The sequence below is a fragment of the Pseudomonas sp. NPDC089406 genome (genome assembly GCF_044900265.1).
GTDB lineage: Bacteria > Pseudomonadota > Gammaproteobacteria > Pseudomonadales > Pseudomonadaceae > Aquipseudomonas > Aquipseudomonas fakonensis.
Genome location: NZ_JBJDNC010000072.1, coordinates 1 through 23078 on the forward strand (window position 1 = coordinate 1; position 23078 = coordinate 23078).

Annotated in this window: 19 protein-coding genes; 14 read left to right on the forward strand and 5 right to left on the reverse strand. The window is 66.8% G+C overall.

Annotated elements, in window-relative coordinates; all coding sequences use genetic code 11:
• Positions 1-105: 105 nt before the first annotated feature.
• The gene (gene gspI / locus ACI2KK_RS28180; RefSeq protein ID WP_404671532.1) at positions 106-465 is read right to left on the reverse strand and encodes a type II secretion system minor pseudopilin GspI; all 360 of its coding nucleotides are present in this window, start codon (positions 463-465) and stop codon (positions 106-108) included.
• Positions 466-610: 145 nt separating this feature from the next.
• Between gspI and gspG the strand changes: the two genes are divergently transcribed.
• From gspG to ACI2KK_RS28240, 12 genes are all read left to right on the forward strand, one after another.
• The gene (gspG, locus tag ACI2KK_RS28185) at positions 611-1057 is read left to right on the forward strand and encodes a type II secretion system major pseudopilin GspG (protein WP_369991071.1); all 447 of its coding nucleotides are present in this window, start codon (positions 611-613) and stop codon (positions 1055-1057) included.
• A 6-nt stretch (positions 1058-1063) separates the two neighbouring features.
• Complete coding sequence (gene gspK / locus ACI2KK_RS28190; protein ID WP_404671533.1) at positions 1064-2014, forward strand: type II secretion system minor pseudopilin GspK; 951 nt, start codon at positions 1064-1066, stop codon at positions 2012-2014.
• The gene (gene gspL / locus ACI2KK_RS28195; RefSeq protein ID WP_404671534.1) at positions 2011-2922 is read left to right on the forward strand and encodes a type II secretion system protein GspL; all 912 of its coding nucleotides are present in this window, start codon (positions 2011-2013) and stop codon (positions 2920-2922) included. The genes gspK and gspL overlap by 4 nt, the downstream gene beginning before the upstream one ends.
• Positions 2912-3427 carry a type II secretion system protein GspM gene (gene gspM, locus ACI2KK_RS28200; RefSeq protein ID WP_404671535.1) on the forward strand — a complete coding sequence of 172 codons (516 nt, stop codon included), beginning with the start codon at positions 2912-2914 and terminating at the stop codon, positions 3425-3427. Before gspL ends, gspM begins: the two co-directional genes overlap by 11 nt.
• A complete protein-coding gene (gspD, locus tag ACI2KK_RS28205) occupies positions 3424-5826 on the forward strand; it encodes a type II secretion system secretin GspD (protein ID WP_404671536.1) in 2403 nt (800 codons plus the stop codon). The genes gspM and gspD overlap by 4 nt, the downstream gene beginning before the upstream one ends.
• On the forward strand, positions 5823-7238 hold the full coding sequence (gspE, locus tag ACI2KK_RS28210) for a type II secretion system ATPase GspE (RefSeq protein ID WP_404671537.1): 1416 nt from the start codon (positions 5823-5825) through the stop codon (positions 7236-7238). Before gspD ends, gspE begins: the two co-directional genes overlap by 4 nt.
• A complete protein-coding gene (gspF, locus tag ACI2KK_RS28215; RefSeq protein ID WP_404671538.1) occupies positions 7238-8440 on the forward strand; it encodes a type II secretion system inner membrane protein GspF in 1203 nt (400 codons plus the stop codon). Before gspE ends, gspF begins: the two co-directional genes overlap by 1 nt.
• 520 nt (positions 8441-8960) lie before the next feature.
• Positions 8961-10034 (forward strand): metal-dependent hydrolase, encoded by a 1074-nt coding sequence (locus ACI2KK_RS28220; RefSeq protein WP_404671539.1) that lies wholly within the window; start codon positions 8961-8963, stop codon positions 10032-10034.
• A gap of 2 nt (positions 10035-10036) precedes the next feature.
• Complete coding sequence (locus ACI2KK_RS28225) at positions 10037-10738, forward strand: TraX family protein (RefSeq protein ID WP_404671540.1); 702 nt, start codon at positions 10037-10039, stop codon at positions 10736-10738.
• A gap of 10 nt (positions 10739-10748) precedes the next feature.
• Positions 10749-11144: a hypothetical protein gene (locus tag ACI2KK_RS28230; RefSeq protein WP_404671541.1), complete on the forward strand. Its 396-nt coding sequence runs from the start codon at positions 10749-10751 to the stop codon at positions 11142-11144.
• A gap of 59 nt (positions 11145-11203) precedes the next feature.
• On the forward strand, positions 11204-12115 hold the full coding sequence (locus ACI2KK_RS28235; protein WP_404671542.1) for a LysR family transcriptional regulator: 912 nt from the start codon (positions 11204-11206) through the stop codon (positions 12113-12115).
• Between the two features lie 217 nt (positions 12116-12332).
• On the forward strand, positions 12333-13310 hold the full coding sequence (locus ACI2KK_RS28240; RefSeq protein ID WP_404671543.1) for an LLM class flavin-dependent oxidoreductase: 978 nt from the start codon (positions 12333-12335) through the stop codon (positions 13308-13310).
• Positions 13311-13686: 376 nt separating this feature from the next.
• On the opposite strand, the gene ACI2KK_RS28245 is transcribed toward ACI2KK_RS28240, so the two are convergent.
• Together ACI2KK_RS28245 and ACI2KK_RS28250 are read right to left on the reverse strand one after the other, a co-directional pair.
• The gene (locus ACI2KK_RS28245) at positions 13687-14784 is read right to left on the reverse strand and encodes an alkene reductase (RefSeq protein ID WP_217843396.1); all 1098 of its coding nucleotides are present in this window, start codon (positions 14782-14784) and stop codon (positions 13687-13689) included.
• Between the two features lie 228 nt (positions 14785-15012).
• Complete coding sequence (locus ACI2KK_RS28250) at positions 15013-16023, reverse strand: aldo/keto reductase (RefSeq protein WP_404671544.1); 1011 nt, start codon at positions 16021-16023, stop codon at positions 15013-15015.
• 383 nt (positions 16024-16406) lie between these two features.
• Here ACI2KK_RS28250 and ACI2KK_RS28255 point away from each other — a divergent pair, with 383 nt between their 5' ends.
• Positions 16407-18584 (forward strand): PQQ-dependent dehydrogenase, methanol/ethanol family, encoded by a 2178-nt coding sequence (locus ACI2KK_RS28255; RefSeq protein WP_404671545.1) that lies wholly within the window; start codon positions 16407-16409, stop codon positions 18582-18584.
• Positions 18585-18591: 7 nt separating this feature from the next.
• Complete coding sequence (gene aldA, locus ACI2KK_RS28260; protein WP_404671546.1) at positions 18592-20025, forward strand: aldehyde dehydrogenase; 1434 nt, start codon at positions 18592-18594, stop codon at positions 20023-20025.
• A 233-nt stretch (positions 20026-20258) separates the two neighbouring features.
• On the opposite strand, the gene ACI2KK_RS28265 is transcribed toward aldA, so the two are convergent.
• On the reverse strand, positions 20259-20480 hold the full coding sequence (locus tag ACI2KK_RS28265; protein WP_404671547.1) for an EF-hand domain-containing protein: 222 nt from the start codon (positions 20478-20480) through the stop codon (positions 20259-20261).
• 412 nt (positions 20481-20892) lie between these two features.
• Complete coding sequence (locus ACI2KK_RS28270; protein WP_404671548.1) at positions 20893-22797, reverse strand: sigma-54-dependent Fis family transcriptional regulator; 1905 nt, start codon at positions 22795-22797, stop codon at positions 20893-20895.
• Between the last annotated feature and the right edge of the window lie 281 nt (positions 22798-23078).

Genomic DNA, 23078 nt, shown 5'->3' on the forward strand with positions numbered 1-23078 from the left:
AGAAAAAAAGTAACCCGCCGTAAGGGCGGAAAGGTGACGAAAAGCAGCCATCGTCAATGAATGCGCATACATCTACCAAAGCAATCACCATGGACCCCGACCCCCTCACCCCCCAACCACCGTCACCAACCTTGCCAACCCCGGCCCCTCACGCTGACGATCAAACACCTGCACCGAAACCTCAAGCAACCCCCCAGCGCCCCGCACCACCCGCTGCTCACAACGCAACCGCAAACGCCCCTGGTCACACTCGAACTGCCGCACCCCAGGCCGGGCGCCGCCCTCAAGCCGTAGTTCGGCCAGCCGCCCCTGGGCCGCCAGCAGCGCCAGCGACTTGTCCCGCAACAGCCCGTTGCCCTGGGTCATCAGCCCAGTGGCACGCACCGCCGCGGCCATGGCCACGGCAACGATGGTCAGCGCCACCAGCACCTCGATCAAAGTAAAACCGCGTTCGCAACGGACCACGCTGGCACCTGCGCAAGGCAAAACTGCACGTTAGAGCGCTGCAGTGACGCTTTGACGACGCCCACACCCGAGCTTTTTCAATATCCGTGACATACCCGCTTGCCACAATCGGCCCCCGATTCGAACTCACGCAAGGAATGCCGAGATGCAGATCGCCCGCCGCAGCGCCACAGGCCGTCGTCACCGCCAGCAAGGCTTCACCCTGATCGAAATCATGGTGGTGGTGGTGATCCTCGGGATCCTCGCGGCGATGGTGGTGCCCAAGGTGCTCGACCGCCCCGACCAGGCCCGCGCCACCGCCGCGCGCCAGGACATCGCCGGGCTGATGCAGGCGCTCAAGCTGTACCGCCTGGACAACGGCAGCTACCCCAACCAGAACCAGGGCCTCAAGGTGCTGGCGGAAAAACCCGCACAGGCCAAGGACAGCCAGTGGCGCTCCTACCTCGACCGCCTGCCCAATGACCCCTGGGGCCGCCCGTACCAATACCTGAACCCCGGCGCCAACGGCGAGATCGACGTGTTCTCCCTGGGCGCCGACGGCCAGGCCGGTGGCGACGGGGTGAACAGCGACATCGGCTCCTGGCAGTTGTGACCGGCCATGACACGCCAGGACGGCATGGCCGTGATCAGCGCCTTGCTGATTGCCGCAGTGGTGGCGGTGATCGCTGCCGGCATGATCGAGCGCCAGGGGGTGTTCACCCGCCAGGTGGAGAACCGCCAGTTGGCGGTACAGGGCCAGTGGGCGCTCGAGGGCGGCTTGCAACTGAGCCGGCAGTTACTCGCCGAGCAACGTCGCCGCGACCCGCTGGTGCGCGCCGGCCAGCCGTGGGCGCAACCGCTGCCGGGCGTGCCGGCCGGTGGCGTGCGCTTTGCCGGCCGGCTTGAAGACGAACAGGGCAAGTTCAACCTGCGCAACCTGATCATCGACGGCCAGGTCGACGCCCATGCCCTGGCGACCTTCCAGCGCCTGTGCGGGCTGATCGGGGTGCAGCCGCGCCTGGCCGAGGCCATTGCCGCACGGGTGATCGGCAGCTACCCGCAGCAACCGCCGGCGCCCGCCACCCCTGAACGCCAAGGTTTCGACAGCGGCCGCCTGACATCGCCGGCAAGCGCTACTGCAGCCTTGCCACCACGCTACCCGATGTTGCGTGACCTCGCGCCCCTGGCCGGCCTGCAGGGTATGGACGCCGAGCGCCTGCAACAGCTGCAGCGCTTTGTCACCGTGCTGCCGGTGGCTACCTGGATCAATGGCAACACGGCCAGTGCCGAGGTGCTCGCCGCGCAGGTGCCGGGGCTGTCGCTGCAACAGGCCAGCGCCTTGGTCGCCGAGCGCGACAGCGGCCGCTGGTTCGTCAACCGGGGCGACTTCATCAACCGCCTGCGCATGCCCCAGCTGGCCGCTGGCAATGTGCGGGTGGGGATTGGCAGCGACTGGTTTCAACTGCGCGGCGAAGCCCGCCAGGGCCCACGGGTGCTGCGCCTGCAAGCCTTGCTGCGCCAGCGTGAGGGGCAGTTGCCGGATGTGATCTGGACACGAGGTGGCGCATGAGCGCAGTACTGCACATTCAATTGCCGCCGCTGGCGCAACTGGCCGCCGACGCCAGGCTCGACTACCGCCTGGGTGAACGCCATGGCCAGGCCGACGGCGCGCAACTGGCCCGTGACGGCAAGGGCGCCAGTTGGTGCCTGCACTTGCATGCCGACGACAGCCTGGCCTTGCTTTTGCCGTTACCGCCACTGGCCGGCAAGCGCCTGGATGCGGCGGTGCGCTGCGCCGTGCAAGGGCTGCTGCTGGGCGAAATCGGCCAGGTGCATGTGGCCCATGGGCCGCGCCAGGCCGACGGCCAGGTGGCGGTGGCCTGGCTTGGGCAGGCGCAACTGGCGCAGCTGCAGGCCTGGCTGGCGCCGCAGCGCGTGCGGCTGGGCGGGTTGTTCAGCCAACCCAGTGACGACGTGCCGGCGGTGGACCTTGCCGCAGGCCTTAAAGGCCCGGCCAAGGCCGTGCCCTGGGGGCGTACGGCGGCAGTGTGGGCGCTGGCTGCTGCGGTCTGGTGCCTGGGGTTGAACCTGTATGCCGCGCGCCTGGCAGGCGAGGGTGAGCAGTTGCGCGCGCAGATGGTCAGCCAGGTGCGCCAGGCCTTCCCGCAGTTGCCGGTGGTGCTCAACCCCTTGCAGCAGGCGCGCCAGCAGTTGCAGGGCGGGCAGGGGCCGGCGGCGATGGGCCTTGCCCGCTTGCTCGAAGGTGCGGGCCAGAGCATGCCGTTTCTGGCCGGCGAGGTTGCCGCGCTGGACTACGCCGACGCGACCTTGCGCATCACCCGCCAGGCCGACAGCGGCCAGGCGCCAGCGGCCAGTGCCTGGCAGGCCGACCTGGCCGCCCGCGGTATCGAGGCCAGTGTGGCAGCGCAGGGCTGGACCTTGCGTGCGGCCAAGCAGGAGCTGGCCCATGTCGATTAGCCAGCGCTGGCACGCCAGCCGTCATCAGGCCCGCCAGCGCTGGCAGGCGCTCGCGCCGCGTGAGCGGCGCGCGGTGGCACTGGCCGCAGCTTTGCTCGGCACCTTGCTGTGCTGGCAGGTGCTGATCGCCCCGGCGTTGGCCGCTATCGAACATTGGAACCAGGAACTGCCCAAGCTGCGCAGCCAGGCCCAGGCACTGGATGCGTTGCTGGCCCAGCGCCAGGCACCACCTGCGGGCGAGCTGGGCGAGGCGCTGCAACAGAGCCTTGCCCAGGCCGGCCTGCAAGCGCATTCCCGGCTCAGCGCTGATGGCGGGGCCTGGCAACTGGACTGGCAGCAGGCGCCCGCCGAAGCGGCCATGGCCTGGCTGCAGCGCGAGCCGTTGCGCCTGGGCCTCACTGTTGGCCACCTGGCGCTGGCCCGCGACCCGGGCGCTGCTGCCCCGGTGACGTTTTCCGGAACCCTTCGCATGGATCAGGCGCATGGCGCTAAGGACCCTACATGATGTGCACCGCATCGCCACGCCTCCACCACCGGCTGCTGCCGTTCGCGCCACTGGCCCTGGCCCTGGCGCTGGGCGCCTGCAGCACTGCGCCCGAAGGCCCGCGGCCGTTGGCCAGCAGTGAGCTGGGCCAGCCGCTGGCCTACACCAACGCCCACACTACCGCCCTCGACCACCAGGCCCAGGCAACCGCCAGCACTCGCCCTGCACCGCGCCAGGTACCGCCGCGGGTGGGCCAGCGCCACAGCCGCGTAGCGCCGGCTGCGGCCATGCCCAACCCGTTGGGTGAGCAGCCGGTGCAACTGAACTTCGTCGATGCCGACATTCAGGCGGTGGTGCGCGGGCTGTCCCGGGCCACCGGCCGGCAGTTTCTGGTCGACCCCAGGGTCAAGGGCCAGCTGACCCTGGTCTCCGAAGGCCAGGTGCCCGCCAGCAAGGCCTACTCCATGCTGCTGGCGGCCCTGCGCATGCAGGGGTTCAGCGTGGTCGACGTCGGCGGCGTCGCTCAAGTAGTACCCCAGGCCGATGCCAAGCTGTTGGGCGGCGCGTTGGTCAGCGGTGACCGTGATGCCGGCAACGGCATGGTCACCCGCACCTTCCGCCTGCAGTACGAGAACGCCGTCAACCTGATCCCGGTGCTGCGCCCGATTGTCTCGCCGGACAACCCGATCAACGCCTACCCCGGCAACAACACCCTCGTCGTCACCGATTACGCCGAAAACCTCGAACGGGTGGCGCAGATTCTCGACAAGGTCGATATCCCCAGCGCCATCGACACCGACGTGGTGCCGATCCAGAACGGCATCGCCAGCGACATCGCCGCCATGGTCGGCGAACTGCTGGACAGCCAGGGCAATGACCCGACGCAGAAGATCAGCGTGCTCGGCGACCCGCGCTCGAACAGCGTGGTGATTCGCTCCGGTAGCCCCGAGCGCACGCAACTGGCCCGCGACCTCATCTACAAGCTCGACAACGCCCAGAACAGCGCCGGCAACCTGCATGTGGTGTACCTGCGCAACGCCCAGGCCGACCGCCTGGCGCAAAGCCTGCGCGGGCTGCTCACAGGCGAAAGCGACAGTAGCGCCAGCGACGGCACCCGTGCGCTGCTCAGCGGCGGCGGCATGCTTACCGGCGGCAATAGCAGCAACGGCGCCACTACCGGCACCAGCAGCGCCAGCAACCAGGGTTACTCGGCCAGCAACGGCAACGCCAGCGGCAGCCTGCTGCGCGGCAACAGCCAGGGCGCCGGCAGCACCCCCAACGGCTATGGCGCAAACCAGGGCCAGGGCGAGCAGGGCACGGCGTTTTCGGCAGGCGGGGCGACCATCCAGGCCGACAAGACCACCAACACCTTGCTGATCTCCGCCCCCGAGCCGCTGTACCGCAGCCTGCGCGAGGTGATCGACCAGCTTGACCAGCGCCGCGCCCAGGTGGTGGTGGAGAGCCTGATCGTCGAGGTGGGCGAGGACGAGGCCAACGAGTTCGGCGTGCAGTGGCAGGCCGGTAACCTCGGCGGCAAGGGCAGTTTCGGTGGCGCCAACCTGGGCGGCAGCGGCCTGGTCAAGGGCGCCAGCAGCATCGACGTGCTGCCGCCGGGGCTGTCGGTGGGGGTGGTGGACGGTACGGTGAACATCCCCGGCATCGGCGAAGTGCTCGACCTCAAGGTGCTGGCCCGGGCACTCAAGAGCAAGGGTGGCAGCAACGTGCTGTCGACGCCCAACCTGCTGACCCTGGACAACGAGGCGGCGAGCATTTTCGTCGGCCAGACCATCCCCTTCGTCAGCGGCCAGTACGTCACCGACGGCGGCGGCACCAGCAACAACCCGTTCCAGACCATCCAGCGTGAAGAAGTGGGCCTGCGCCTGAACGTGCGCCCGCAGATCTCCGAGGGCGGCACGGTCAAGCTGGATGTCTACCAGGAAGTCAGCAGCGTCGACGAGCGCGCCTCCAGCGCCGCCGGCACGGTGACCAACAAGCGCGCCATCGACACCAGCATTTTGCTCGACGACGGCCAGATCATGGTGCTGGGCGGCTTGTTGCAGGACGGCTACAGCCAGAGCAACGAGGGCATCCCGTGGTTGTCGAGCCTGCCGGGGGTGGGGGCGTTGTTTCGCAGCGAGCGGCGCGCCACCAACAAGACCAACCTGATGGTGTTTCTGCGCCCGTACATCGTGCGTGACGCAAGCGTGGGGCGCAGCATCACGCGCAATCGCTACGACTTCATCCGCCGCGCCCAGGGCGGGCTCAAGCCCGAGCACTCCTGGGCCCTGCCGGACATGGACATGCCGCTGCTGCCGCCGGTGGAGCAGGGCGTGCCTGATCAGGGCCGGGCGCAACCGGCGGCGCTGAACGTGCCGCGGGCGTCGATCCGCGCGGTGCCGGTGGATGAGGTGGCCCGGTGAGCCGCCTGCCCTACGCCTGGGCCAAGGCCCAGCGCCTGGTGCTGCACGGCGAGGGTGGTACGACCCTGGCGCGCTGCCCGTCGAGCCCGGCCTGGGCCCTGGCCGAGGTGCGCCGGCGTCACGGTGCGCTGGCGGTCGAGGTGCTCAGCGATGCGCAAATGGATGCGTTGCTGGTCAGCGCCTATGCCGATACCGGCAGCGCTGCGGCAGTAGTGGGGGCGGCGGAGAACGAGGTGGACCTGGACCGCCTGCTGCAGGACATCCCCGAAGTCACCGACCTGCTCGAAGCCCAGGACGATGCGCCGGTGATCCGCATGATCAACGCCTTGCTCACCCAGGCGGCGCGCGACCAGGCCAGCGACATCCATATCGAGCCGTTCGAGAGCCACTGCCTGGTGCGCTACCGGGTCGATGGCACCCTGCGTGACGTGGTCTCGCCGCGCAAGGCGCTGCATGGCGCGCTGGTGTCGCGGATCAAGATCATGGCGCAACTGGACATTGCCGAAAAACGCCTGCCCCAGGACGGGCGTATCGCCTTGCGGGTGGCCGGGCGGCCGATCGATATTCGCGTGTCGACGGTACCCACCGGGCACGGCGAGCGGGTGGTGATGCGCCTGCTCGACAAGCAGGCCGGGCGCCTGCGCCTGGAGGCGCTGGGCATGGATGCAGCGCTGCTGGCGCGGCTTGACCAGCTGATCTGCCAGCCCCATGGCATCGTGCTGGTGACCGGGCCCACCGGCTCGGGCAAGACCACCAGCCTGTACGCCGCCCTGGCGCGGCTGGATGCCAGCGTCAGCAACATTCTTACCGTCGAGGACCCGGTGGAATACGACCTGCCGGGCATCAGCCAGATCCAGGTCAACGCGCGCATCGACATGAGCTTTGCCGTGGCCCTGCGCGCCATCCTGCGCCAGGACCCGGACGTGATCATGATCGGAGAGATCCGCGACCTTGAAACCGCGCAAATTGCCGTGCAGGCCTCGCTGACCGGGCACCTGGTGCTGGCCACCCTGCACACCAACGACGCGGTGTCGGCGGTCAACCGCCTGGTCGACATGGGCGTGGAACCCTTCCTGCTGGCCTCGGCGTTGCTCGGGGTGCTGGCCCAGCGCCTGGTGCGCAGGCTCTGCCCGCACTGCCGCGAGCCGGACCCGGCCAGCCCCGGGCAGTACCGGGCGGTGGGCTGCGCGCAGTGCAACCACTGTGGCTACAGCGGCCGCACCGGCATTCACGAGCTGTTTTGCGTGGATGACGCTGTGCGCAGCCTGGTGCACCAGGGGGCCGACGAGCAGGCGCTGCGTGCTGCGGCCCGGCGCAACGGCATGCGCAGCATGCGCGAGGACGGCCAGCGCTGGGTCGACGATGGCAGCACCTGCCTTGAAGAGATCCTGCGCGTGACACGGGACGCCTGATGAACCGCTATCGCTATGAAGCTGCCGACGCCCAGGGGCGTATCGTCAACGGCCTGCTCGAGGCCGACAGCGCCGCGGCAGCCATGGCCCAGTTGCGCGGCCTGGGCTTGACCGCGCTTGAGGTCGAAGCCCAGGCGGTCGGGCAGGGGGCGGGGTTGTTCGCTGCCAGGCTGTCTGACGGTGACCTGGCCTGGGCCACCCGCCAGCTAGCCAGCCTGCTGGCGGCTGGGCTGCCGTTGGAGGCTGCGCTGGGGGCGACCCTTGAGCAGGCCGAGCGCAAGCACATCGCCCAGGTGCTGGGGGCGGTACGCGGCGATGTGCGCAGCGGCATGCGCCTGGCCGATGCCCTGGCCCAGCGCCCGCGTGACTTCCCGGAGATCTACCGGGCGCTGGTGGCGGCGGGCGAGGAGTCCGGCGACCTGGCCCAGGTGATGGAGCGCCTGGCGGACTACATCGAGGAGCGCAACACCTTGCGCGGCAAGATCCTCACCGCGTTCATCTACCCGGGGGTGGTGGGGCTGGTGTCGGTGGGGATCGTGGTCTTTTTGCTCAGCTACGTGGTGCCGCAGGTGGTCAGCGCCTTCACCCAGGCACGCCAGGATTTGCCGGGGCTGACCTTGGCCATGCTCAGCGCCAGTGATTTCGTGCGTGAGTGGGGCGTGCTGTGCTTTGCCGGGCTGGTGGCGGCGGTTTGGGGTTGGCGCCTGTGGCTGCGGGCGCCGGCGGCGCGCCTGGCCTGGCACGGGCGCTTGCTGCGCCTGCCGCTGTTCGGGCGTTTTGTGCTGGGGCTGAACACGGCGCGCTTTGCCTCTACCTTGGCGATTCTTGGTAGTGCCGGGGTGCCGCTGCTGCGGGCGCTGGAGGCGGCGCGCCAGACCTTGGGCAATGACCGGCTCGACCAGTGTGTCAGCGAGGCGACCGCGCGGGTGCGCGAGGGGGCGGGGTTGGCTGCGGCGCTGGCGGTGGAGAAGGTGTTTCCGCCGTTGTTGATTCACCTGATTGCCAGTGGTGAGAAGACCGGTGATTTGCCGCCGATGCTCGACCGGGCGGCTGACAGCCTGGCCAAGGATATCGAGCGGCGGGCCATGGGCATGACGGCGTTGCTGGAGCCTTTGATGATTGTGGTGATGGGTGGGGTTGTGTTGTTGATTGTGATGGCGGTGTTGATGCCGATCATCGAGATCAATCAGTTGGTGCAGTGAGGGGGTGTGGAGCTGGTTTGGTTGGTGTTGTGCCTTTTTACCCAGGGCCATCAGTGTCAGGGCCTCCAGGTGTTCGCCACAACCCTTTCAGCGCCTATGAGATCGAGCGCCGCCCGCGCGGCGCTTCGCGGTGGTTCGGCACCCCGATGAACCCGCTCCCACAGTTTATTTCGGGCCAGTCTGTCCTGTGCCATTGCCAGGTCCGCCTTGTTGGTACTACGCGGTTTCAGCGTGTGCGTTGCCGCCGCTCCACATGACTCAAAACATGCACCAAGGCAGGCGCTGGTACTTGCACAGGAATAATTGGCCCGAAACAAACTGTGGGAGCGGGTTCATCGGGGTGCCGAACCACCGCGAAGCGCCGCGCGGGCGGCGCTCGATCTGATAGGCGCTGCAAGGGTTGTGGCGAGCACCTGGGGCCCTGACGCGAACCCTCGGCGCACCCCGACCCACCCCCCAAAATTTGCACTCCCCACCCTGAACCCGTTACGTTCCCACAACCCCGCCGCCGGAACCCGCAATGGACTCACTGACCCAAGCCGTCCTCGGCGCCGCCCTGCAGGGCACTGTGCTGGGCCGCCTGCAAGGCCGCCGCTCGCTGCTTTACGGCGCAGCCCTCGGCACCTTGCCCGACCTCGACGTGGTCATCCGCTACGCCGACCCCGTGTCGCAGATGACCTACCACCGCGGCTTCTCCCACTCGGTTTTCGTGCTCACGGCCCTGGCCCTGCTGCTGGCCTGGCTGGTCAACCGCTGTTGGCCAAACAAGGGCTACACCCTGGCACGCCTGTTCCTGGCGTTCTGGCTGGTGCTGATCACCCACCCGGTGCTCGACGCCTTCACCGTCTATGGCACCCAGCTGTTCTGGCCGCTGCACAGCACACCAGAAAGCTGGGCTGCCGTGTTCATCATCGACCCGGTTTACACCGTTCCCCTGCTGCTGACCGTGCTGTATGCCGCGATCAAGGGCCTCAAGGGCAGGGCGGTGATGTTGATGAGCCTGGCGCTGGCCTTCAGTACCGCTTACCTGGGCTTCGGCCTGGCCGGGCGCATGGCCGCCGAACAGCGTTTCGAACTGGCACTGCAACAGCAAGGCATCGCCGCCAGCGAGGTGCGCGCCGTGCCCATCGCCTTCAATACCCTGGTGTGGCGCGTGTTGGCCAAGACCCCGGATGGCGATTACTACGAAGGCGTCAGCAGCTGGTTCGACCGTGAACCGCCCGAACTGCTGCGCCAGCCACGCAACCTGGCCGCCGGCAATGTGCTCGACGGCGTGCCGCTGCACGAGCGCCTGCGCTGGTTCACCGGCGACTGGCTGCGTTACGACGTGGTGGGCGATGCGCTGGTGGTCACCGACCTGCGCATGGGCATCCCCGGCAACTACACCTTCCGCTTCCAGATGGCCCAGCGCGATGGCACCGGGCAGTGGCAAGCGATCCAGCCCCGGGGCTGGGTGGGCGGCGGGGCGGTGTCGCTGTTCGATGGCGACAAGTTGTCGCTGATCTGGCGGCGCATTTTCGCTCAGCAACCGCCACTGCCCCTGGCAGCCTGGGCGGCCCAGCCTGAAGGGCATGCTGCCGAGGCCCGGCACTGAGCATGCGTTCGGCCGGGCTGGATCTGGTGAAATGGACGGCGATCCTGACCATGGTCGCCGACCATTTGCGCTATTTGTGGCCGGCTGCTGACGGGTTGTTCGTGCTCGGGCGGCTGGCATTTCCATTGTTCTGCCTGGCAATCGCGGTGAATGTCGGTCGTGGCTTGCCCGGCCAGTTCGCCACCCCGGGCAATGCCCGCTACCTGGGGTGGCTGCTGCTGTTCGCAGTGCTGTCCGAAGCGCCATACCGCTGGCTGGACAACGGCTCGAGCACGCTCAACGTGATCCCCACCCTGGCCCTTGGCCTGCTGGTAGCCTGGGGTGTGCACCACAGCGGGTGGTTGGCCCGAACAGGCGCGCTGTTGGCGGTGCTGCTGGCAACCTTGTTCAGTGCGCAGATCATGTACGGCCTACCAGGGGTGTTGCTGCCGGCGGCGCTGTTGCTGGCCAGAAGCCGGGGAGGGTGGTGCTGGGCCCTGGCCTGCCTGCTGGCGGTGGCGGGCAACTTCACCAATAGCTGGCTGCGCGGTCACCCCCTGGCACCCATTGCCTTGCAGGTTGCTGCCATGGCCGCACTGGCGGTTGCGCTAGGCTGCTGGTTGCTGCGCCAGGACAACCGGCGCATTCCACCCGTGGGGCGCTGGGGTTACGCTTTCTATCCATTGCACCTGCTGGCGATCAAGGGCCTGCAGGGGCTCACTTGACGAGGGCATGATGAACCGTCGCTTACTGTTGCTGCTGGCACTGCTGGCCGGCCCGGCCCTGGCCTGCCAAGTGCAAACCGAAAAAGCCTACAAAGACCCGCAGTTCGGCAACTGGGTCATCCCGGTACAGCTCAAGCGTGGCGAGCGCTGCGTGATCCACGACTACACCAGCGCCGAGGGGCGCAAGACCTGGAGCGAGCGGTGGACACCGCTGGAAAAGCTCGGCGCCGTGCACCCCGACAAGCTCGGCCGCCTGCGCCGCGAATACCAGGTCAATGCGACCAGCCAGGTCAACCGCTACGTGTACACCGCGGGCGAGCAGGCAGGTGAGGAGGATGTAGTGTTCGCCGCGTACCCCAATGGCGTTGAAAAACGCGCCGTGGCTTACCGGCTGATCATCCGGTAAGCCTTGCAATACGCCGATCTGCACCCATTTAGCTGGCCTGACTTTTTTGGAAACACAGCATGGAACCCAACCGCTTCGGTGATATCGCCGCCTTCGTCAGTGCCGTGAAGGCCGGCAGCTTCACCGCCGCCGGCGCAAGCCTGGGCCTGACCCGCTCAGCGGTGGGCAAAAGCATCGCCCGGCTGGAGGCGCGCATGGCGGTGCGCCTGCTCAACCGCACCACGCGCAAGCTGAGCCTGACCGACGAGGGCCTGGTGGCGTTCGAGCGCTGGCAGCAGATTCTCGATGACCTCGACGAGGTCGACACCACCATGGCCCAGCGCCGGGGCAAGCCCACCGGCACCCTGCGTCTGACCGCGCCGTTGTCGTTCGGCCAGCGCCATGTGCTGCCGATTCTCGACCGCTACCTCAAGCAGTGGCCGGAGCTACGCGCCGACATTCGCTTTACCGACCGCTATGTCGACCTGGTGGAAGAGGGCGTCGACGTGGCCGTGCGCATCGGCGCGCCGAAGGAGGACTCGCAGCTGCTCACCCGCACCGTGGCCTGGCAGCAGTTCGTCACCTGCGCCGCGCCCGCGTACCTGGCCGCCCATGGCACGCCACAGGTGCCGGCCGACCTGTACGGCCACGACAAGATCGCCTTTCTGGTGGGCGAAAAATCCAGCCCCTGGCGTTTTCGCACCGAGGCCGGGCTGCACCTGTGCGAGGAGCCGGGCCGGCTCAACATCGACAGCTCCGAGGCCATGCTCGACGGCGCGCGGGCGGGTTTCGGGCTGATTCACCTGCCTACCTACATCACCGGCGACGACCTGCGTGCCGGCACCCTGGTGGAGGTGCTGCACGAGTATCGGCCACCGGCTGACCCGATCCGCATCGTCTACCCGAGCAAGCGGCACCTGTCGCCACGGGTTCGCGGGTTCATCGACTTGCTGGTGGCCAGTTGGGAAGGCGGAGTGCCGTGGGAGGATTGACCCCGGGGTCTGCACAAACCCTGTAGGAGCCGGCTTGCCGGCGATAGGGCCATCAGCCCCTGAACATCGTTTCCAGGCCCGGCCTCATCGCCGGCAAGCCGGCTCCTACAGAGGGATACGGGAACACGGGTCCCCAGTCCTGCGCCGCTAACATGGTTTATCCCCTGGCCACGACCCCGGACACTGTGCTGTCACTCAAAATCCCACAGGAGTCCCCATGACAGCCCTGTCCGTCCTGGACCTGGTGATGATCGGCGAAGGCAAGACCTACGCCGACGCCATCGAAGAAACCCGCCAGCTGGCCCGCCATGTCGAGCAGCACGGTTACCGGCGTTACTGGATCGCCGAGCACCACGACATGCCCGGCATCGGTTCGGCCGCCACGTCGCTGGTGATCAACGAAGTCGCCAACGCCACCCGGCAGATCCGCGTTGGTGCTGGCGGCATCATGCTGCCCAACCATGCGCCGCTGGTGGTGGCAGAGCAGTTCGGCACCCTCGACACCCTGCACCCCGGGCGTATCGACCTGGGGCTGGGCCGTGCGCCCGGCACGTCGGGGCCGACCGTGCGGGCGTTGCGCGGCGCCGCGCCTGAGCGTGATTTCGAAACCGACATCGCCGAGCTGCGCGACTACCTGGCCGACAACGGCAAGCGCCAGGTGCGCGGCGTCCCTGGCCAGCACGAGGTGCCGGTGTGGATCCTCGGCTCCAGCCTGTTCGGCGCCGACCTGGCGGCGCGGCTCGGCTTGCCTTACGCCTTCGCCTCGCACTTTGCCCCGCGCTACCTGTTGCAGGCCATCGCCCATTACCGGGCCAACTTCCAGCCATCGGCACAACTGGCCAAGCCGTATGTGATGGTGGGGGTGAACATCTTCGCCGCCGCCAGCGATGCCGAGGCCGACTACCTGGCCAGTTCGCACCGGCAGTGGATGCTTGACCTGCATGTGGGGCGTTTCGGCCTGTTGCCCAAGCCGCAGGAAGGCTATGTGCAAGGCTTGCCTGCCCATGAGCGGGCGGTGCTCGAGCAGGTGATGGCTTGCACCATTGCCGGTGGGCCGCAGCGGGTGAGGGAGGGGTTGCAGGCGTTGATTGGCCAGACGGGGGCGGATGAGCTGATGATCGACTGCCGCATCCATGACCCGCTGGCACGGCAGCGCTCGCATGCCTTGGTGGCGCAGGCAGTTGCAGATCTATAAGCACCTGCACCCCCTGTAGGAGATCACCCAGCCCTTCGGGCTGCGCTGTCGCGCAAAGAACAGAATTCGTAAGCGCGTCACACACCCTGTGGGAGCGGGTTTACCCGCGAAGCAAGCGACGCGGAGTCTGGCACCGGCTTCGCCGGTGTTCGCGGGTAAACCCGCTCCCACAGGATCCTGCTAAATCAATAAGTTATGTCTTGTTCTATGAGAGCCGGCTTGCCGGCGATGAGGCCGGGCCTGCAAATGCGGCTCGGGCCTTGGACAAGGGCTGCTGGCCCTATCGCCGGCAAGCCGGCTCCTACAGGGGGCGTGCAGCGCTTATAAAAAGGGATACACAACAAAAAAGGGGCCATTGATTGGCCCCTTCGTTCATTCACGCCTGCTTGAGAAACGGGTAATCGGTGTACCCCTCAGGCCCGTTGGCATAGTCGAACTGCGCGCGGTGCTCGTTCAGCGGTGCCTGTTGCTTCAGGCGCTCCACCAGGTCCGGGTTGGCGATGAAGGCGCGGCCAAAGGCTACGGCGTCGATCAGCCCGCGGCCCAGCAGGTCTTCGGCCTTTTCGGCGGTGTAGGCGCCTGCTGCCACGATCACGCCCGGGTAGATGGCCCGGATCGCCTGGCGGAACTCGTCACGCAGCGGCTTGCCGCCGGACCAGTCCGGCTCGGACAGGTGCAGGTAGGCCAGGTTGCGCTTGGCCAGCTCGCCGATCAGGTACAGGCCGGCGGCCTCCTGGTCTTCGCCGTTGTCGATGCCATTGAAGCCACCCAGCGGGAAGATGCGAATGCCCACGCGGTCGGCGCTCCACTGGGCGATGGCGGCGTCCACCGCCTCGAGCACGATGCGGGCGCGGTTTTCGACGCTGCCGCCGTAGCGGTCTTCACGTACGTTGGCGCTGGGGGTGAGGAACTGGTGCAGCAGGTAGCCATGGGCGGCGTGCAGCTCGATGAAGTCGAAGCCGGCCTCGCGGGCATTGACCGCGGCCTGGCCGAAATCGGCGACGATACCAGCGATTTCGGCCTCGCTCAGTTCACGCGGGGTCGAGGTTTCGACGCGGATCAGCTGGTTGTTTTCGTCGCGCAGCGTGGTGCGGGCGTTGGCGGCCAGTGCCGAAGGCGCCACCGGCGCTTCGCCGCCGGGTTGCAGCGAGGTGTGCGACACCCGGCCGGTGTGCCACACCTGCACCGCGCTGTGGCCGCCGGCGCCATGGATGCCTTCATTGACCTGGCGCCAGGCGGCGATCTGCTCGGCGCTGTGGATGCCTGGCGAGCCGGAGTAGCCCTTGGCCTGGAAGGAGATCTGCGTGGCCTCGGTGATGATCAGCCCGGCGCTGGCGCGCTGGGTGTAGTACTCGGCCATCATCGGCGTCGGCACATCGCCCGGCTCCAGGCTGCGCAGGCGCGTCAGCGGGGCCATGAAGGCGCGGTTGGGCAGGGTCAGAGGGCCGAGCTTGAGGGGTTCGAACAGTTTCATGAAGGCTCCATCGCAAGTTGAAATCGATGGTGCGCAAGATACCGAGGTGATTGGGGAATAGGGGGACCGGCATACCGGCGGTTTGGTCCCCAATGGGGAATAGAGGTGGTTGTGATGACCCTGTAGGAGCCGGCTTGCCGGCGATGAGGCCGGCATGGCCGGGCTCAGTATTCGCATGGCACCGGCGCTGCCGGTGATCGCCGGCAAGCCGGCGCCTACAGGTGGCGATCAACCGCGCGGCAAACGCCCGCTGACAAAATGCGCCACATCGTTGAAGCCTGGCGTCGAGGCGTGCCCCGGGGTGACCAGCGAATCGATGAAGGCTTCGTCTTCGGCGCTGACCTTGATCTGCAGCGCCCCGGCGTAGGTGTCCCACTGCGCCTCGGTGCGCGGGCCGACGATGGCCGAGCTGACCAGCTGGTTGTTGAGCACCCAGGCAATGGCGAATTCGACGATGCCCACGCCCTTGGCCTCGGTGTAGGCGTGGATTTTCTGGGCAATGCTCAGCGACTCCTGGCGCCACTCCACTTCCATGATGCGCTTGTCCTGGCGCCCGGCGCGGCTGCCGGCGTCCGGGGTGGAGCCGGGGGCGTACTTGCCGCTGAGCACGCCCCGGGCCAGCGGGCTGAACGGCACCACGCCCAGGCCGTGGTAGCCGGCGGCGGTCAGTTGCTCGGGCTCGGCCTGGCGGTTGACGATGTTGTACAGCGGCTGGCTGACCACGGGTTTGGCCACGCCCAGTTGGCTGGCGACGTTGCAGATCTCGGCGATGCGCCAGCCGCGGAAATTGCTCACGCCCCAGTAGCGGATCTTGCCCTGGGCCAGCAGGTCGCCGATGGCGCGAACGGTTTCTTCCAGCGGCACGCTGTGGTCTTCGCGGTGCAGGTAGTAGATGTCCAGGTAGTCGGTGCCCATGCGCGTCAGGCTGGCTTCCAGCGCATTGAACAGGTGCTTGCGCGACAGCCCGCTGCGGTTGGGCACGCCGTCCACCGGGCCGTAGCCGGCCTTGGAGGCGACGATCCAGTCGTGGCGGTTGCGCGCCACCGCCTCGCCGACGATTTCCTCGGAGCGCCCGCCGTTGTACACGTCGGCGGTGTCGACGAAGTTGATGCCCTGGTCCCAGGCCTTGTCGATGATGCGCAGCGAATCCTCGGTGCTGGTTTGCTCACCGAACATCATGCTGCCGAGGGTCAGGGCCGAAACCTGCAGGCCAGAGGTGCCGAGGGGGCGGTATTTCATTGCCGGGAATCCTTTTCGTGCGAGGGGGTGTCTGGTGTTTTTACACACAACCTGCACGGTTTGAAAGGGCCGAGGCACCCATCCATGTCCTGTGGGAGCGGGTTCACCCGCGAACACCGGCGAAGCCGGTGCCATCCACCGGGTTGGATTCTTCGCGGGTGAACCCGCTCCCACAGGACCCTTGTCGAGCCGGCAGGCGATGACACACCTGTGCCATGGCTGCTCCAGGTGTCCCGCCGCCGCTGCAGTAATTACTGTTGTTGCCCCTGAAGTTTTCGAGAAAACCGCTCTGTTGCAGGCTTTTCCTGGCCCTGGCACAACCATTGCTCCGTCCCTTGCCGACACCCTCGTGCTGTCGCCATAACAAGAACGGAGAACCAGCCATGACCCCAACCGGCCCGCACCGCCGGCTACTGCCGAGCGCCCTTGCCGTCACCCTCAGCCTGACCTGCCTGCTGCCCGCCCACGCCGCCGAAGTGGATGGCGCGCGCATCATTGCCGCCGACCAGGAGCCCGGCAACTGGATGAGCCACGGCCGCACCTACGACGAACAACGCTTCAGCCCGCTCAAGGCCATCGACCAGGGCAACGTCAACCAGCTGGGCCTGGCCTGGAGCTACAAGCTCGACCTGGACCGCGGCGTGGAAGCCACGCCCATCGTGGTGGACGGGGTGATGTACACCACAGGTCCCTTCTCGGTGGTGTATGCGCTGGATGCGCGCAACGGCAAGCTGCTGTGGAAGTACGACCCGCAATCGGACCGCCACCGCGCCGGCGAAGCCTGCTGCGATGCGGTCAACCGCGGCGTGGCGGTGTGGCAGGGCAAGGTCTACGTCGGCGTGCTGGACGGGCGCCTGGAGGCCATCGACGCCAAGACCGGCAAGCGCGTGTGGTCGGTGGACACCCGCAGCGACGACACCCGCAGCTACACCATCACCGGCGCCCCGCGGGTGGTCAACGGCAAGGTGGTGATCGGCAATGGCGGCGCCGAGTTCGGCGTGCGCGGCTATGTCACCGCCTATGACGCCGAGACCGGCAAACAGGTGTGGCGCTTCTTCACCGTGCCCGGCGACCCCAAGCTGCCGCCGGAAAACAAGGCCATGCAAATCGCCGCCAAGACCTGGCACGGCGATGCCTTCGTCGAGCAGGGCGGTGGCGGCACGGCGTGGGACTCGTTCGCCTACGACCCCGAGCTGAACCTGTTGTACATCGGCGTCGGCAACGGCTCGATGTGGGACCCGAAATGGCGCAGCCAGGCCAAGGGCGACAACCTGTTCCTGTCGTCGATCGTGGCGGTGAACGCCGACACCGGCGAATACGCCTGGCATTACCAGACCACCCCGGGCGATGCCTGGGACTTCACCGCCACCCAGCACATGATCCTTGCCGAGCTGCCGATCGACGGCCGCCAGCGCAAGGTGCTGATGCAGGCGCCGAAAAACGGCTTCTTCTACGTCATCGACCGGCAGACCGGCGAGCTGCTGTCGGCCAAGAACATCGTGCCGGTGAACTGGGCCAAGGGCGTCGACCTGAAGACCGGCCGGCCAATCTTCAATGATGAGGCCGCCGCCTACTGGAAGGACGGCAAGCGCAAGCTGGTGACCCCGGCGTTCTGGGGCGCCCACGACTGGCACCCGATGTCCTACAACCCGCAGACCGGGCTGGTGTACATCCCGGCGCACATCATGTCGGCCTATTACGAGCACATTCCCGAGGCGCCCAGGCGCCACCCGTTCAAGAGCGTGTACCAGCTGGGCCTGCGCACCGGCATGATGCCCGAGGGCGCCGACGGCCTGCTGGAGATGGCCAAGACCTGGTCGGGCAAGCTGATCGCCTGGGACCCGGTGAAGCAGGCCCCGGCCTGGGAGGTGCCCTATGTGACCATCTTCAACGGCGGCACCCTGAGCACCGCCGGCAACCTGGTGTTCGAGGGCAGCGCCGACGGCCGGGTGATCGCCTACGCCGCCGACAGCGGCAAGAAGCTGTGGGAGTCGCCCGCCGCCAGCGGGGTGATGGCCGCGCCCATCAGCTATTCGGTGGATGGCGAGCAGTACGTGACCTTCATGGCCGGCTGGGGCGGGGCGTTCAGCACCTTCGCCGGCGCCCTGAGCCTGCGCGCCGGGGTGCAGCCGTTCGCCCAGGTGCTCACCTACAAGCTCGGCGGCACGGCGCAACTGCGCGAGCCGGCGCCACCGGCTGATGCGCCCAAGCCACCGCCGCTGACCGCCGACGCCAAGACCGTGGCCGCCGGCGCTGCGCTGTACGACGGCAACTGCTCGCAGTGCCACGGCATCCACGCGGTCAGCGGCGGCGTGCTGCCTGACCTGCGCAAGCTCACCGCGGAAAAGCACCAGATGTTCCTCGGCATCCTCTACGGCGGCCGCGTGCCCGATGGCATGCCGTCGTTCGCCGAACGCCTGAAGCCCGACGAAGTGGCGCAGGTGCATGCCTACCTGATCAAGCGCGCCCACGACCTGCAGCAGGAGGGGGCGGTGTGGCAGCAGTTCAGTGCCAAGCCCGCCGCCCATACCCCGCTTGCCGACAACGACACCCAGGAGTGACACGAGCATGACCGACACCACTTACCAGAACTTCATCGCCAACGCCTTCGTTGCCAGCGAGCAGTTGATCGAGGTGTACAACCCGGCCAACGGCGAACTGCTGGCCCATGTCCCGGAATCGCCGGCGCACCAGGTGGAGCAGGCCATCGCCGCCGCCCGCCAGGCGCAACCGGCCTGGGCTGCGCGCCCGGCCATCGAGCGTGCCGGCTACCTGCGCCAGATCGCGGCGAAGATCCGCGCCCACGCCGAGCCGCTGGCACGCATCATCACCCGCGAAGGCGGCAAGGTGCCGGCCCTGGCCCAGGTGGAGGTGGCGTTCACCGCCGACTACCTGGACTACATGGCCGAGTGGGCGCGGCGCCTGGAAGGCGAGGTGCTGACCAGCGATCGCGCCGGCGAGCATATTTTCCTGCTGCGCAAGCCGCTGGGGGTGGTGGCGGGCATTCTGCCGTGGAACTTCCCGTTCTTCCTGATCGCCCGCAAGATGGCCCCGGCGCTGCTGACCGGTAACACCATCGTGGTCAAGCCCAGCGAAGAAACCCCGATCAACTGCTACGAATTCGCCAAGCTGGTGGCCCAGACCGACCTGCCGGCGGGGGTGTTCAACGTGGTCGGCGGGCGCGGTGCCAGCGTCGGCCACGGGCTGTCGAGCCATGCCGGGGTGGACCTGGTGAGCTTCACCGGCAGCGTGGCCACCGGCGCGCGGATCATGGCCGCGGCCGCCCCGAACATCACCAAGCTCAACCTGGAACTGGGCGGCAAGGCCCCGGCCATCGTGCTGGCCGATGCCGACCTGGACCTTGCGGTGAAGGCCATCGTCGCCTCGCGGGTGATCAACACCGGGCAGGTGTGCAACTGCGTCGAACGCGTTTATGTGCAGCGCCAGGTAGCAGATGCCTTCATCGACCGGGTGGCCCACGCCATGGCCGCTACCCGTTACGGCGACCCGTCGCTGCAGGCCGATCTGGACATGGGCCCGCTGATCAACCAGGCCGGTTTGGACAAGGTGGCGCAGATGGTGCGCACGGCAGCCGGGCAGGGCGCCCAGGTGGTCACCGGCGGCCAGGTGGCCGACCTGGGCGCGGGTTTTCACTACCAGCCCACCGTGCTGGCCGGGTGCAAGGCGGACATGGAGATCATGCGCAAGGAGATCTTCGGGCCGGTGTTGCCGGTTCAGGTGGTGCACGATCTGGACGAGGCCATCGCGCTGGCCAACGACAGCGAGTACGGGTTGACCTCGTCGCTGTACACCCGCGATTTGAACGCGGCATTGAAGGCCAGCCGCGAGATCGACTTCGGCGAAACCTACATCAACCGGGAGAACTTCGAGGCCATGCAGGGCTTCCACGCCGGGGCCCGCAAGTCGGGGATCGGCGGGGCGGATGGCAAGCATGGGTTGTATGAGTACACGCGTACGCAGGTGGTGTACATACAGGGCTAAGGGTGTTCACCCTGTAGAAGATTGACCAACCCTGTTTGCTGTGCTGTCGCGCAGGCACTTTTCGTAAAAGCCTAGGGAAATTCCGATCAAGCCAGCACAGATCAGCACGGGCTGTGCTGTCTTGATCGGAGTTTCCCTAACACGAGGTGATGACCGCGAGGCGCCTTTGTAACGGGCTCCAGTCAAAATTTAACTGGCATGGATGAATTTCTTGGTGGGGTGGTAGCAAATTCTCAAAGATCGTTTTTATAGTCCTCTAAAAATTCCTCCCATGTGATTTCATCGTCACCATTGGGGTTCACTTCTTTGAGTAGTGCTGCTAGCGACTCGTCGGATAGAAAGGGTTTCAATGCTTCGGAAAACTCTTCGACAGTTAACTTGCCATCGTTATTTACGTCGCGGGATTGAAAGGCTTTCTTAGCGCGAGCTAATTGTTCATCAGTCAGGCCAGACATTGGTGTCTCCTTGAGTATGCGATAGGCATAATTAGGGTGTCATGTTCCCAATTGCTTAATCAACTAGCACTTTTACTAGTTTGATTTCTCGGAAGTACCGCTTAATATTATGCGTCTTGCGCTCGTGATGGCGAGCGACTGATGCAAAGATGTCCTTGACTTTCTTGTGCTACCAAAATGGCTTCAGTTTTTGAGTTGCAGGTTTGCAGGTAGTGCTCGATCAAGCCTCCCGATCCATAACGCTGACATGGGCCTGTTGCTTGATTCACTTCTCACTCAGCGTTGAGGAAAGCCGCTCCGACAGTTTGCGCGTCGCACGATCCTGTAGCCGGCAATCAGCCCCGGGCACAAGGCCTGAATTGAGGTTTTCAGGCCAGGCCTCATCGCCGGCACGCCGGCTCCTACAGGGTTGTTACCGCTGGTTCGGCTGCACGATGCCGTACAGCTTCATCTTGCGATACAGCGTGGAGCGCGAGATGCCGGCGGCTTCGGCTGCCGCGCTCATGTTCCAGCGCTGGCGTTGCAACAGCTCCAGCAGGTGGCGGGCCTCGACGGCTTCCACCTGCTGTTCAAGCAAGCGTGGCGGCGCAGGGCTTGCCAGCACTTCCTCCGGCAGGCAGTCCAGCCCGATCACCCCGTCCTCCGCCAACGCCACGGCGTAGCGCAGCACATTCAACAACTGCCGTATGTTGCCCGGCCACGGATGGCCCAGCAGGCAACGCCGGGCTTCATCATCCAGGCGCAAACCTGCGGCACCGGGCAGCCCCGCCAGCAAACGCTCGATCAACATGCCCCGGTCACTGCGCTCACGCAGCGCCGGCAACTGCACGCGCATGCCGCTCAGACGGTAGTACAGGTCTTCGCGAAAGCCCTTGCTGGCGATCAGGGCGGCCAGGTTCTGGTGGGTGGCGCTGATCACCTGGATATCCAGCGGCACTGGCGTCTCGGCCCCCAGCGGCAGCAGTTCGCGCTCGGCCAGCACCCGCAACAGGCGGGTTTGCAGGTGGGCGGGCATGTCGCCGATCTCGTCGAGAAACAGGGTGCCGCCGTCGGCCAACTCCAGCTTGCCCTTCATGCCCTTGCGGTTGGCCCCGGTGAAGCTGCCGCCGCGGTAGCCGAACAGTTCGCTTTCGATCAGCGATTCGGGGATGGCCGCGCAGTTGAGGGCCACGAACGGCCCGGCATGGCGCTGGCTGGCCTGGTGCAGGGCGCGGGCGAAGGCCTCCTTGCCGGTGCCGGTTTCGCCGCCCAGCAGGATGGCGATGTCCTTGTTCAGCACCTTGCGCAGGCGGCTTACGGCTTGTTGCAGGTTAGGGTCTTCGCCGGCCAGGTTGTCCAGCCCCGGGTGAGGGCTGTTGGCGCGTTTGCCGGCTGGCAGGCTGCGCGGCCGGTAGCCGGCCGGTACCCGCAGGCCGATGTCCAGCGGTTGCTGCTCGGCATGCTCACGCAGTGTTACACCGCGGGCGCCGCCGCGGGTGAGCTCGAGCAACTGGTCGATGTCGGCGGGCAGCAACTGGTCGATGCGCTGGCCGAGCAGGGCCTGGGGGTGGTTGAGGAATGCCGCGCGGTTGGCGCCGATCACCCGGCCGCTTTCGTCCAGGGCCAGCAGTTGCCGCGCCGCCAGGTCACCGGCCTGGCCTTCGGGGTTGAGGGCCAGGGTGAGGCGGTCGCGGTAGTGCTGGCGAAAGTGCGCGTCTTCGATCATGCGGGCGTACAGGCTCACCAGCTGCAGGGTGAGGTGCTGGGCCTGCTTGGGGCCTTCGTCGTGCAGGCAGGTGGCGTTCAGGCAGCCGAGCAGCTGGTTTTGCGCATCGAACAGCGGTGCCACCGAACAACTGAGCCGGGCGTTGCTGCTGAGAAAGTGTTCCTGGCGGTGAATGGTCAGGGCAACCCCTGCGGCCAGCGCAGTGCCGATGCCGTTGGTGCCGGCGATGGACTCGTCCCAGCAGGCGCCGGCCACCAGGCCTGCGCGGGTATAGCGCTGGGTGTCGACGGGCAGGCGGGCGTCCAGGGTGATGCCATTGCGGTCGCTGAGCAGCACGGCGAAGCCGGCCGGTGCGACCCGCTGCGCCAGGCCGTTGAGGCCCTGGCCGGCGAGGTTCAGCCAGGCTTCGTGGCGGGCTTGGTGCTGGCGCACTTCGCTGGCGCTGAGCAGGTTGTCGACGTGGCGCTGGGCGGGGTCGAGGTGGTGTTGGGTGATGCTGCGGTACCAGGATTGGGCGATCACCGGTTCCGGGGTGAGGCCGCGGTTGGCGAAATGGCAGTCGATGACAGCGGCCAGGTCGCTGGGCCGGGGTGGGGCGGCGGGCGCGGACATGGGGGATCCTGTGGTTTTGTTGTTTTGTGGGGAAACCATAGCAGGTGAGGAGGGGGTGGGGGTGGGGGTTCCTGCGGGAGCTGGCTTGGGGGTTATGCTATTGCCTGCTGAATTGCTGAATTGCTGAATTGCTGAATTGCTGACTTAGTTGGTATGCGAAGTTGTATGCGCATTCATTATTTGTATTGACGCTTATTCACCTTTCCGCCCTTACGGCGGGTTACTTTTTTTCGTGGAAAAAAGTAACCAAAAACCGTGCGCTCCATTCATCCGGCCCTCCG